This window comes from Devosia pacifica (genome assembly GCF_014652635.1).
GTDB classification, from domain to species: Bacteria; Pseudomonadota; Alphaproteobacteria; order Rhizobiales; family Devosiaceae; genus Devosia; species Devosia pacifica.
In genome coordinates this window covers 699,581-711,410 of the sequence record NZ_BMZE01000002.1, presented here as the reverse complement: position 1 = coordinate 711,410, position 11,830 = coordinate 699,581, and the positions used below count along the sequence as shown (strand labels likewise).

At 59.3% G+C, this 11,830-nt stretch carries 12 protein-coding genes; 5 read left to right on the top strand and 7 right to left on the bottom strand.

The window, feature by feature from the left end:
* Position 1 precedes the first annotated feature (1 nt).
* The 6 genes from IE127_RS10590 to IE127_RS10565 all read right to left on the bottom strand — a co-directional run bounded on the left by IE127_RS10590 (position 2) and on the right by IE127_RS10565 (position 5,612).
* Positions 2–832, bottom strand: a complete 831-nt coding sequence (locus IE127_RS10590; protein ID WP_189425639.1) for a phosphoenolpyruvate hydrolase family protein — start codon at positions 830–832, stop codon at positions 2–4.
* Positions 829–1,836: a Gfo/Idh/MocA family protein gene (locus IE127_RS10585; protein ID WP_189425638.1), complete on the bottom strand. Its 1,008-nt coding sequence runs from the start codon at positions 1,834–1,836 to the stop codon at positions 829–831. Before IE127_RS10585 ends, IE127_RS10590 begins: the two co-directional genes overlap by 4 nt.
* Positions 1,837–1,849: 13 nt before the next feature.
* Entirely contained in the window at positions 1,850–2,725 is an 876-nt protein-coding gene (locus IE127_RS10580) for a carbohydrate ABC transporter permease (RefSeq protein ID WP_189425637.1), read from the bottom strand.
* Positions 2,725–3,615 (bottom strand): carbohydrate ABC transporter permease, encoded by an 891-nt coding sequence (locus IE127_RS10575; RefSeq protein WP_189425636.1) that lies wholly within the window; start codon positions 3,613–3,615, stop codon positions 2,725–2,727. Before IE127_RS10575 ends, IE127_RS10580 begins: the two co-directional genes overlap by 1 nt.
* A gap of 72 nt (positions 3,616–3,687) precedes the next feature.
* Positions 3,688–5,043, bottom strand: a complete 1,356-nt coding sequence (locus IE127_RS10570; protein WP_189425635.1) for an ABC transporter substrate-binding protein — start codon at positions 5,041–5,043, stop codon at positions 3,688–3,690.
* Between the two features lie 95 nt (positions 5,044–5,138).
* Entirely contained in the window at positions 5,139–5,612 is a 474-nt protein-coding gene (locus IE127_RS10565) for a MaoC family dehydratase (protein ID WP_189425634.1), read from the bottom strand.
* Between the two features lie 273 nt (positions 5,613–5,885).
* Here IE127_RS10565 and IE127_RS10560 point away from each other — a divergent pair, with 273 nt between their 5' ends.
* Entirely contained in the window at positions 5,886–6,500 is a 615-nt protein-coding gene (locus IE127_RS10560) for a TetR/AcrR family transcriptional regulator (protein WP_189425633.1), read from the top strand.
* Positions 6,501–6,524: 24 nt separating this feature from the next.
* On the opposite strand, the gene IE127_RS10555 is transcribed toward IE127_RS10560, so the two are convergent.
* Positions 6,525–7,511 carry a LacI family DNA-binding transcriptional regulator gene (locus IE127_RS10555; protein WP_244640109.1) on the bottom strand — a complete coding sequence of 329 codons (987 nt, stop codon included), beginning with the start codon at positions 7,509–7,511 and terminating at the stop codon, positions 6,525–6,527.
* A 355-nt stretch (positions 7,512–7,866) separates the two neighbouring features.
* Between IE127_RS10555 and IE127_RS10550 the strand changes: the two genes are divergently transcribed.
* Genes IE127_RS10550 through IE127_RS10535 form a run of 4 tightly spaced genes read left to right on the top strand, consistent with a single transcriptional unit; the run spans position 7,867 to position 11,824 of the window.
* Positions 7,867–8,982, top strand: a complete 1,116-nt coding sequence (locus IE127_RS10550; protein WP_189425631.1) for a glycoside hydrolase family 172 protein — start codon at positions 7,867–7,869, stop codon at positions 8,980–8,982.
* A gap of 33 nt (positions 8,983–9,015) precedes the next feature.
* Positions 9,016–10,014 (top strand): ABC transporter permease, encoded by a 999-nt coding sequence (locus IE127_RS10545; protein WP_189425630.1) that lies wholly within the window; start codon positions 9,016–9,018, stop codon positions 10,012–10,014.
* Positions 10,015–10,019: 5 nt separating this feature from the next.
* Complete coding sequence (locus IE127_RS10540; RefSeq protein ID WP_189425629.1) at positions 10,020–10,868, top strand: ABC transporter permease; 849 nt, start codon at positions 10,020–10,022, stop codon at positions 10,866–10,868.
* Positions 10,865–11,824, top strand: coding sequence for an ABC transporter ATP-binding protein (locus IE127_RS10535; protein ID WP_189425628.1), 960 nt, complete (start codon positions 10,865–10,867; stop codon positions 11,822–11,824). Before IE127_RS10540 ends, IE127_RS10535 begins: the two co-directional genes overlap by 4 nt.
* Positions 11,825–11,830: the final 6 nt, after the last annotated feature.

Here is an 11,830-nt window from a genome sequence, read left to right as displayed (position 1 = left end):
GTCAGCGCCGCGTCTTGAGCTGGGTGAAGGCTTCGGTGTTGGCGCGCAAGGGCTCCTCGATCGGTAGGCGCTCCATGCTGGAGGCGCCGACGAAGCCGTCGACATCGACCATGCCGAAGAGCTTCTCGGCATCCTCGGGCCCGGCGATGGGGCCGCCATGAGCGACGACGAACACGTCGGCGCGGCGCTCGCGGCTGGCCTCGGCGATGGCACGGACGCCGCCGACGGCATCGTCCATCGCCATGGCGTGTTGCGCACCGATCGCGCCGCCAACGGTCAGGCCCATATGGGCGACGATCATGTCGCAGCCAGCATCGACCATGGCGCGGGCTTCATCTGGCGTGGCGACATAGGCGGTGGTGACGAGATCGAGCCCGTGGGCGATGCGGATCATCTCGACTTCCTTGTCGAAGCCGAGGCCACCCGCCTCGAGATCGGCACGCATGCGCCCGTCGATCACGGCGACGGTCGGGTAGTTGATGACGCCGGCAAAACCAGCCTCGAGGATTTTCGGCAGGAAGTGCGACATGCGCCGTGTTGGGTCGAACCCGCAAACGCCGGCGATGACGTTGGCATCCGGCACGACAGGCATCACCTCGCGTTCGCCCATCTCCATTACAATCGCATTTGCGTCCCCGAACGGCAGGTGGCCGACCCAGGACGACAACCCCTGCATGCGAAAGCGACCGGAATTGTAGATGAAGATCAAATCGGCGCCGCCGCGATGCAGAAATTTCGCGGAGATGCCCGTGCCTGCTCCGGCGCCGACGATCGCACGTCCCGCCGAGCGCTTGCCCTCGAGCGCGGACAGAATGGCGTCGCGGCGACTCATCGGCGTGACCCAAAATATTCGGCGCCCAGCGCCATGCGCAGCGTCTCGAGGTTGTCGCGCCCCGAACTCCAGGGTTGCTTGCCTTGACGAACGCAGTCGATGAAATGCGACAGCGGCCGATCGAACATCATGTCTTCGCCGTCGAACTGGCCCAGCCATTCGCATACGTCGCCCTCACAGGCGTAAAGCCCGTATCGGCCGTCAATGGTATCGAGCAGTACGGTCTTCGTATCGAACTCGAACCGCCACTGCCCCGGCCACGGACTGCGTGGCGCACGGCTGACGAGATTGCCGGAATAGGTGAACGGAAACTCCGCCGTCTCGCCCTTCATATCGAACAGCGCTTCTATGGCGCCGCCGGCGGCATACTGGCTGCCGGCAGGCTGCCACTCACGCACATAGCCATCAGCCGCGTTGGCAGTGAACAGTGCGCGGCACATATCGAAGTGGTGGATCCCCATTTCCAGCCCCATCGCGTGGGTCATACCATGCTGGTAAGGCTTGCCTGGCCAGTCGAGATTGAACTGGCAGAACGCGGCTGCAATCTTGCCATATCGCCCATCGGCAACGATGTCGCGGATTATGCTGGCGCCGGGGAAGTAGCGATAGTTCTGACTGACCATCAGCGTAAGCCCACGCTCTTCGGCCTTTTTGACCAGGTCTTCTGCCTCTGCCATGGTCACCGCGAACGGCTTTTCCACGATGACATGCAGACCCTTATCGAGCGCCGCCGATACGGCAGCGTGGTGCGCCGTCGAGAAGGCGGTCACCACCACCGCATCGAGATCGGTGCCATCGAGATCGGCGAGGCTCGTGACTTTCGGCAGGTCGTTATAGTCTTCGCTGATCCAATCAGCCTCGTTGTCAGTCCCTACCAGAGGATCGACAATGGCCGACAGGCGCGCCTGCGGCAGGCCGGTGATGAAACGGGTCCACACCCTGCCCAGTCCGCCTGCTCCGACGAGAGCCAGGCGGAGGGGTTCGCTTGCTTGGATATCCGACACGAGGCTTTTTCCTTTAGCCCTTGAGACCCGACATGGTAACGCCCTCGATGAAGTAGCGCTGGGTCAGAAAGAAAACGATGAGCACGGGAACGATGATGACAGTCGACGCAGCCATCAACAGGTTCCATTGTGATGTATAGAGACCGGTGAACTGGCTGAGCCCGAGGGCCAGCGTGTATTTGTCCGAGCTGTTTATGTAGACCAGCGGGTCGAGGAAGTCGTTCCAGGCATTGAGACCCGACAGTATCGCGACGACCAACAGTGCAGGCCTGCTTATTGGCAGGATGACGAACCAGAACACCTGAAGCGGATTGGCACCGTCTATCTCGGCCGCTTCATCCAGCTCCATTGGCAGGTTCTTGAAGAACTGTCTGAGCAGGAAGATGAAGAACACCTGGAAACCCAGCCAGTGCGGCACGATCAGCGGAACATAGGTATCGATGAACCCCAGCTGCGCCCACAGCAGGAAGGTCGGCAGCAAGGTGATGATGTATGGCAGCATCAGCGTTGTCATCAGGATGCCAAAGATTGCGTCGCGACCGGGCCAGCGCAGCCGCGCAAATCCATAGGCTGCGAGCGAACAACTGACGAGTGTGCCGACTACCGTCGGGATTAGGATCAGCAGCGAGTTGATGAAATACTGAAAGAACGGAATAACAGTCAGCGCTTCGGGGTAGTTCTGCAGCCGAAAGGGCTGAGGAATCCACTCCGGCGGGAAGATGAATATCTGCCCCATCTCCATCATCGATGAGCGCACAAGCCAGGCAAGCGGAAGCATCATCAATAGACTGATAGTGATACATACCAGAAGAGCCGTACGTCGTTTGCCCGCCCCGGGGCGGCGTTCGACAATAAGTTCGCGGAAGGAGCCTTCACCAGCGGCGCTCATCAGTCGGCCCCTCCATGGTAGAATACCCAGCGGCTTGAGGTGCGGAACACCAGATAGCTGAGCACGCAGATGACAACGAACAGCGCCCAAGCGAGGGCCGAAGCATAGCCCATCTGTTGTTCCTGAAACGCCTTGCGGTAGATGTAGTAGACGATGAACAACGAGCCATTGTTTGGCCCGCCTTCCGTCATGATGAAGGCCTGTACGAAAGTCTGCAGCGCCGTGATGATCGAAATCAGCAGGTTGAACAGGATGGTAGGCGTCATCATTGGGATGGTAACGTGCCAAAGCTTGTGCAGCGCATTGCCACCGTCGATCTCCACGGCCTCGTAGAGTTGGTTCGGAACGTCCTGCAGTCCGGCAAGGAAAATGATCATCATCGGCCCGACGCTCCACATGCTCATGAAAACGAGCGACGGAATGACCTGGCTCTCTTCGTAGATGAACCGCTGGCGCGGCAACCCCACCGCTTCCAGTCCTGCGTTGAACAGGCCGAAATCCGGGTTGAACATCCAAAGCCACAGGATTGAACTGGCGATAATCGGAATAATCGATGGCAGATAGAACAGGGTTCTGAAAATCCCAAGTGCGGGGATTTTAGTGTTCAGTAGCATTGCCAGCGCGAACGCGAACGCCATGCTAACGGGCACCGCGAAAATCGCGTAATACGCCGTTACCCACATCGATTTCCAAAAAAGTGGATCGCTGATGAGCATGTCAGCATAGTTTTCAAGACCGATGAATTCCGGCGATCGGGCGACGTTCCAGTCGGTCAGCGAGATGAAGAAACTGGCGATGATCGGTATCACCTTGAGCAGGACGAAACCGGCAACCGCCAGCGAGGTGAAACCAAGACCCCAATAGAGTTCCCGCCTCGCCCGCTTGCTCATCCGTCTTGAAGTGTCGGAGCGGTCAACTGACCGCTCCGACAGCGTTGCACTGGGAGATGGGTTTGACATGCGCTACCAGCGGCCCTGCATAAGCGGCGCAGCGTTCTCGACCGCCTCGTCCATGGCAGCCTGAGCATCAACAGTCCCATCGAGCATTTTGGTGATTGCCGGGTTAACGGCATCGTTCATGATCTGCCCGATATTTCGGATCTGATAGGGAGGAACCTGCTCGCCTGTGTAGTTAAGGCTGTAGTCGACAATGGCATCCAGCGCTTCTTCGGGATACTCGCCGTCGGGCGACGTAACCCATTTGTCGAGCCCCTCTTCAGTCTCGAAATACTCGAGTTCCAAGGGCGCCCACAGGCCCGACTTGAACAGACCGACTTCTTCAGGGTTCGAGACGTACTGATAAAATTCGAAAGCTTCGTCAGGATGTTGCGTGCTGGCGAAGATAACCTTTGGAGTTGAAATCAGTGGTGTGTACGGCTCGTCAAAGACCGGCAAGACTCCGATGCCCCAATTCATCCGGCTGTCGTTGAAGTCTGTCACCTTCCACATGCCATCCATGCTCATCGCGACCTTGCCCGACTGCATCAGAATATCGGCAGCGGGAAGCGTACCCGTCTGGGTGGGGGTCGGCGCCACGTGATGTTCGTAGATGAGATCCTGGTACGCCTGCAGAGCTTCCACCGCCTCGGGTGAATTCAGAAGCAGTTCGGTGCCGTCTTCGTTGGCAAAAGTGCCACCATTGGATACGATGAACGGGTACCAACCTGCCCACCAGGCAGGCATCGCTATACCAAACGTGTCGATCGCATCAGGATTGAATTCTTCAGAGTCTGCCGAATTTCCGCTGCGGTCTTTAGTCAGGCGTTCAGCGTTGGAGACGAATTCGTCCCAGGTCCAGGCGTCGGCGGCGTTGGCTGGCGGATATTCGACTCCGGCTGCATCAAATACATCCTTGTTATAGTATATCAGCATGACACCGGTCGCGAGCCCGGTGCCCATCAGCGTGTCTTCGACGCGATAGATCGAGTTCTTCAGAAAGGTGTCTTCCGGTGTGTCGCCGAGATAAGGGCTTAGGTCGAGAAGGCGCCCATCTGAAGCCCATTGGAACGCCTGGTTCTCACTGAGATATGCGACATCGGGTGCAGTGTTAGACGCCAGCATCGAGGTTATCTTCTCGACATACCCCGTGTTGGGGATGTGCTGGCCAGAAACAGTGATACAAGGATGGCTTTCGTTGAACGTACGGATTGCCGTCTCCATATCGTTCTTTTCCGAGGCGGAGCCCCAGAATGTGAACGTCAGGTTGACCTGTTCGTCACAGTCCTGAGCCAGCGCGGGGGCGCTCGTCGCTAGCACCGTGCTCGCTAGCAATGCGCCGACGATCAACGGATTCTTCCGATTGGCTTTATTCGTTTTCATTCGGGTTCTCCTCCCTGATGATGACCGATCATTGGCTGGGAAGCTCAATGTGCGGTAATTACAAATCGAGTAGCTGAGGCATGCCCACGCCACCGCTAGTCCAATGCCTCTTCGCTGTTCGCCTGCAGCGGCACGGTATAAGTGACGGCGCTACCGCTTAGGCAGATGTCGCCAGCCGCGTTGCGCACCGTTGTCTGGAGCGTGACGATCGGCTTATCTTCACGCACCTTTGTAACCTCGACACGTCCAACGATTTCCTCGTCGACCGCCACTGCCTTGGCAAATTTCCACTCAACACCGAGAAAGACACTGCCCGGCCCGGGCAAATCCTCAGCGACAATCGCATTGAGGATCCCGGAGGTAACACCCCCCTGCACGATCAGACCGCCGAACACGGTCCGTTGGGCCGCCGCCTCATCGTAGTGCAGCGGATTACGATCTCCGGTCATCGCGGTGAACGCTTCCACGTCAGCCATCGTGACGCGTCTCCTGCGTTCAGCCGTAGCGCCAACGGATGGCTTTCCATTGATAGTGCCCGCCCAGCCGCCGGCCTTCGGTGCAAGCGTCATGATACAGCCCAACGGTCGGTTTGTACCGATTGCTCGGTATATCCGTCCCGTGTTAGGCGACGGGCTTCACCCCTGCCCCAGGCAGGCACAATTCCACAAACAGTTGACACTGCAAGCAAACCAACTCCTCCACCCTCATGCCACCTTGACGATTAGAGTTCTTGTCTTGAGGTGACCGTTCGGTACAATACGAACGCGCCAGTTGTATGGTCAAGCGATTTTTGTACAGACCGATCGGTACAAGTTTGCAGCGAGAGATCTAGGTATGGACGTATGACGACAGAAAGCCTCACCCAGTCGCAGCCAGCGACCTCACATCGGCAGGTGTCGCCGACACGCCTGAAAATATTGCAGGTCGCCGCCGGACTGTTTGCGGCCCGCGGGTTCTCGGGAGTGGGTGTAAATGAGATTGGCGAAGCGACAGGGCTCGGACGAGGGGCTCTGTATTACCACATCTCAAGCAAGGAAGACCTGCTCTACGATATCACCACCGCCTATATGTCCGACCTGATCGCCGAAGGCCAGTCGATCCTCGAAAGCGAAAGTGATCCAACGCTGCGCACCCAGAAGCTTAGCCGCGCCTTGATGATGGCGATTTCTGAACATCTATCCGAGATGACAGTCTGCTTCCGCGAACTGCATGCACTGACCGATGAGCGCCGACGTGCCGTCATGAGCCTTCACAGTGACTACCAGGCAATCTGGTCGAGGTCGTTAAGTGATGGCATGGCCAAAGGGACGTTTCGGCCAATCCCGAGCACCGTTCTGAAGGGCTTACTGGGAATGTACTTCTATAGCTTTCTTTGGCTTGATCCACGTGGCCCGCAGAACGCCGCCGATATTGGCGATGCTTTTGCCGAAGTCGTGCTACGGGCGGTCCGCGCATAAGCGATTCTGAAGTACGAACTGATCTCAGGCGCTGTCGAATTGCTTTAACGTACCCGACAGAACCGTCGTTCGTGGTGGCCCCTGGAATTTGCGGTTCAAACGATCGAGCAGCATTTCGCTCGCGATATGGGCTTGCACGGCTGGCTGAACGCCAGCCCGTGTCAAACGCGGGCGGATATAGTTCATCTGCGGCTGATCACCATAAACGCATACCGCCAAGTCCTGTGGAACTCGAACCCCGTGGTCGAACAGCCGCGCCATACCGCCTTGCGCCATGAGGTGGTTGCCGAAGAACAGGGCCGTAACCTTCTTTGCCGCCTGCTGCTCCATTAGCCAATCGACTCCATCCAAGCCTGACGGGGCGAGAAATGTACCTTCCCAGTCCAAAATGTCTTCGGAACTGACGCCATGGTCCACCAGCCCCTGGCGAAGCCCGCGCGCACGATCCATTGCCTCGCTGAAGAATGAAGGCCCGGTGATCTGGGCCACGCGGGTATGCCCTTGTTTGGCGAGATACTCCCCCATTGCATAGCACGCGGCCTCATCATCAACGCGTACGCTATCCACCGCCTGGTTGGGCAATTTACCGATAAAGACGGTGGGAATATCGATCTCTTGCAGAGCATCGTGCATGCCGTGCAACGCAAAATCGCCCACGATCAGGCCATCAATCCGCTTTTGACGGATCTGCTGCAGGTATTCTCGCCCGAGATCCTGCGAGTGGCCGCCGGGCACATCTGTATTGAAGATCAGCGTGTCGAGATTGGCGGCCTCGAGATCAGACTGAACGGTTTTCACCAGTTCCGGATAAAACGGGTTGCGAATATCCGGGATCAGCATCGCGACCATGTTGGTGCGCCCCGTCCGTAGGCTTTGCGCCTGCGGGTTTGGTGAATAGCCCAGTTCCTCCACCGCCTTCAGGACCCGCTCGCGCAGGTGCGGTGAAACGCGGTCCGCATGGTTGAGAACATGCGAGACGGTGGTCCGGGAAACGCCGGCACGTTCAGCCACTTTGGAAATCGTCGTCATGACAACTGGCTACCATCGGCACTCACATCTGGCAAATTGATTTGTGAATGGATTTGCAAAACGATTTTTTGGTGCTATCGTCAGATCATCGGATCAACGAGATCCGCATCAAGCGATGCAAGACCAGCGCTAAAGCCGGCAGCGATTCGCATATCGGAGGAAAATTCTTGAAAACGTCCGTCGACCAATAGCGTCAGCCGGCACTGCGATCTTCAGCGCCGCCCGCCATTTCGCCCGAGCATCTTGGGCAGAGCCTAACCATCGTACGACTGTCCATGAGCCGCTGTGCCGGCGCGTGACAGCTCACTCATGCTTTTCCCAGCTCTGGAAAGACTTCATGTCCACACCGTTTTCCGGCCTCGACGTCAACATCAATAATCTCTACCGCCTGTCGGACGCGAAGACCCGGTCGATATCGCCCGAAAATTTCACCGGCGAAAAAGGCAAGGGCGGTATGGCGACCGAGGGTACGGGCGCTCGCTGCGCTCGTGGCCTTGGACAGGGGTGGAAAATATCTCCGTCGATCGAGATCCAGCCCGGCGAAACGCGGGTGCTGGCGGACATCACCGGTCCCGGAGCGATCCAGCAGATATGGCTGACCAGCGCCGTCCTCAAGTGGCGTGACCTGATCCTGCGCATCTATTGGGACGATCAGGACAATCCATCGGTCGAGGCGCCGATCGGCGACTTCTTCTGCTCGGGCTGGAACCGGTTCTCGCAGGTGACGTCCCTGGCGGTCTGCGTCAATCCCGGGCGAGCATTCAATTGCTATTGGCAGATGCCGTTCCGCAAGCGCGCCCGCATCGAGATTGAAAACCGCGATCCTGATCAGACCGGCATCATCTACTACCAGGTCAACTACGCGCTGAACGATGTGCCCGAAGACGCGGCCTATTTCCACGCCCAGTTCCGCCGCACCAACCCCCTGCCCTACAAACAGGACTACACGATCCTCGATGGCGTGAGCGGCAAAGGCCAGTATGTCGGCACCTACATGGCCTGGGGCGTCAACAATTCCGGCTGGTGGGGCGAAGGCGAGATCAAGTTCTTCATGGACGGGGATACCGATTTCCCGACCATTTGCGGCACAGGGACCGAAGACTATTTCTGCGGCGCCTACAATTTCGATGGCGGTGTGGTCGATGAGACCATGGAAAGCGCCTATCGCGAATTTTCCACGCCCTACGCCGGCCTGCCGCAGGTGCTTCGCCCCGATGGGGTCTATCAGAGCCAGATGCGCTTCGGCATGTATCGTTGGCACATCCCCGACCCGATCCGGTTCGACCAGGATTTGCGCGTGACAATCCAGGCGCTGGGCTGGCGCACCGAAAAGAAAGACCGGCGCTACCTGCCATTGCAGGACGATATCGCCTCGGTCGCCTTCTGGTACCAGACGCTGCCGACCGCACCGTTCCCCGAATTGCCCGACCGCGACTATCTCGAAGTCATCTGAACCCAGAGACACGCAAGCTTACCGAGGCAAGACATGCGTTTGTTGCGCTACATCGCGGGCCGCCTGGTGGTCTATTTGCTCGTCATCGTGTTCGGGCTGACCATCCTGTTCTTCGTGCCCCGGCTGGGGCCGACCGATCCGGTCGAGGCCATGCTGGCAAAGGTCGCCGCCCAGGGCGCCTACATGGATGCCAGCCAGGTGGACCGCCTGCGTGAATCGCTGGCGGACACGTTCGGGCTCAACGGCACGCTGCTCGAGCAGTACTGGGCCTTCATCAAGCGGATTCTGCTGACAGGCGATTTCGGCCCGTCGCTGTCGATGTATCCGACACCGGTGATGGAGCTGATCCTCAACGCTCTGCCCTGGACTTTCGGGCTGCTGCTGACCTCGACGCTGATCGCCTGGGTGCTCGGCAATTTTGTCGGCCTCCTGGCGGGCTGGCGCCCCGAGAGCAACGCCGCCAAGGCGATGGAGGGGGTGGCAATCTTCCTTTACCCCATCCCCTACTACATCCTGGCGCTCGTCCTCTCGATCCTGTTTTCCTACGTCTGGCAGATCTTCCCGCTGACGACGACCATTCGTGGCGCCCCATGGAGCTGGGATCTGATCTCCTCGATCGTTTGGAACTCCATACTGCCGGCGGCTTCCATCGTCATTGTGGTGTTCGGCTGGTGGGTGATCAGCGTCAAGGCACAGACCAGTCAGCTCAAGGATGAGGAGTTCATCCGCTATGCCCGGCTCAAGGGCCTGAGCCAGACGCGGATCCTGACGCGCTACGTGCTGCCCAACGCCATCCTGCCGCAGATCACGTTCCTGGCGCTGCAGATCGGGCTGATGTTCAACGGCTCGCTGATCACCGAAATCCTGTTCGATTATCCCGGGCTTGGCCTGTTGATCTACACCGCCGTGCTGCAGGGCGACTTCAACCTACTGATGGGCACGATCAGCCTGTCGGTCATCGCCGTGGCGACCGCCACCATGGTGATCGACCTGATCTATCCGCTGATCGACCCCAGAATCCGGCACAGGTGATGGCGATGCAACGCATAACCTCCATGTTTCACAACGCACCGTTCCGGCTCTATCTCGGCATCCTGCTGCTGGTGCTGTGCGTCATTCTCGGCTTCATCCTGCCCTGGTTCGCGCCGGACAACCCGCTGACCTGGTACACCGCGCCACGCAACCAGGAGTCGAGCCTCGTCTATCCGCTTGGCACAACCAGCCTCGGCCAGGACATCTTCTGGCTGCTCACCTGGGCGCTGCGCAATTCGCTGATCCTGGGGCTCGCTGTGGCGTTCTTCTCGACACTGATCGGGGTGTTCCTCGGCCTTGCTGCCGGATATGCCGGCGGTATTCTCGACCGCTTCCTATCATTCTGCATGGATGCGCTGTTGTGCGTGCCATCGCTGCCCATCCTGATCCTGTTGGCGGCGCTGTTCGGCGGACAGCTTTCGCTCCCGGTGATCGGCGTGGCGCTGGTGATCTTCAACTGGCCCTACCCGGCACGCCAGGTGCGCGCCGTGGCATTGTCTATGCGCGAGCGCGAGTTCATCAATGTCGCCTGGTTCAGCGGCGAGTCCGGTGTGCGCATCCTCGTGCGCCACATCTTTCCCTACATCGCCGGCTGGTCGGCAGCTAACTTCATCAACACCGTTCTGGTGGGCGTGACGACTGAATCAGCACTGGCGGTGATCGGGCTGTCGAGCGCCACCCAGGCGACTCTCGGCACGATGATCTACTGGGCGATCGAATACCAGGCGCTGCTGGCGGAGCGCTATGTGTGGATCGGCTCGCCGGTGGTCGCGGTGCTGCTGCTGTTCATCGGCCTGTTCCTGGTCTCGTCGGGGCTCACCATGCAATCGGCCGCACGGAGGCTCGGACTATGATCGCACTCGAGAACGCCGTCGTCGGCTACGGGCCGGATAAGGCCTTCATCGCCGCAGTGGACGACGTCACCATAACCATCGGCGACAACGAGATTGTCGGCATTGCCGGGGAATCCGGGTGCGGCAAGTCAACGCTGCTGCGGGCCCTTTATGGTGACTTCACGCATGGCCTGCGCCAGCGCGGCGGCGAGATTAATGCCCGCTTCACCGATGCCGGCACCGGCACAACGGTGGAAAAGCGCGGTGCCAATCTCAGCGAGTTGTGGTGGGACCAGATCTCGTACGTTCCGCAAGGCTCGATGAGCGTCCTCAACCCGCTGATGAAGGTGGACAAGCAGATCATCGACGGCCTGCCAAAACGCGAGAAGCATGGTAGCCGCGCGGATTTGCGCAAGCGCATCGCGAATTTCCTCAAGGGCCTGGGCCTCGAGGAGAGCGTCCTCGAGGCCTATCCGCACCAGCTTTCCGGCGGCATGCGCCAGCGCGTGCTGGTTGCCATCGCGGCCTTCGTCAACCCTCGCCTGATCCTTGCCGACGAGCCGACCACAGCGCTCGACGTGGTGGTGCAGAAGCGCATCCTATTGATGATGGTCGAGATCCAGCGCCGGCTGAAGAACACGCTGGTGCTGGTGTCGCACGATCTGGGCGTGCACTACCAGATCACCGACAGGCTGGCGATCGCCTATGCCGGCAAGATCGTCGAGATTGGTCCGACCCAGAAGATCTTCGCGGCCCCGTCGCACCCCTACACCCAAGCCCTTATTGCCGCCCTTCCCAGGGTCGGCGAGAAGGGTCAGCGAAGCGGCCTGGAGGGACGTCCTCCAAGCCTTGTCAAACCTCCCCAAGGCTGCCGCTTCGCTGCCCGTTGCCCCGAGGCGCAGGATATCTGCCGCGCCCAGTCACCCGAACTGAAGATGCGCTCGGCCGACCGGCCGGTGGCGTGCCATTTCCGCTGAGGTCCG

Coding starts and splice junctions, on each gene's coding strand:
- IE127_RS10565 (WP_189425634.1), bottom strand. CDS start 5,612: ATGACGCTTGCACCGAAGGCCGGCGGCTGGGCGGGCACTATCAATGGA.
- IE127_RS10550 (WP_189425631.1), top strand. CDS start 7,867: ATGTCCACACCGTTTTCCGGCCTCGACGTCAACATCAATAATCTCTAC.
- IE127_RS10560 (WP_189425633.1), top strand. CDS start 5,886: ATGACGACAGAAAGCCTCACCCAGTCGCAGCCAGCGACCTCACATCGG.
- IE127_RS10590 (WP_189425639.1), bottom strand. CDS start 832: ATGAGTCGCCGCGACGCCATTCTGTCCGCGCTCGAGGGCAAGCGCTCG.
- IE127_RS10545 (WP_189425630.1), top strand. CDS start 9,016: ATGCGTTTGTTGCGCTACATCGCGGGCCGCCTGGTGGTCTATTTGCTC.
- IE127_RS10575 (WP_189425636.1), bottom strand. CDS start 3,615: ATGAGCAAGCGGGCGAGGCGGGAACTCTATTGGGGTCTTGGTTTCACC.
- IE127_RS10580 (WP_189425637.1), bottom strand. CDS start 2,725: ATGAGCGCCGCTGGTGAAGGCTCCTTCCGCGAACTTATTGTCGAACGC.
- IE127_RS10535 (WP_189425628.1), top strand. CDS start 10,865: ATGATCGCACTCGAGAACGCCGTCGTCGGCTACGGGCCGGATAAGGCC.
- IE127_RS10540 (WP_189425629.1), top strand. CDS start 10,020: ATGCAACGCATAACCTCCATGTTTCACAACGCACCGTTCCGGCTCTAT.
- IE127_RS10570 (WP_189425635.1), bottom strand. CDS start 5,043: ATGAAAACGAATAAAGCCAATCGGAAGAATCCGTTGATCGTCGGCGCA.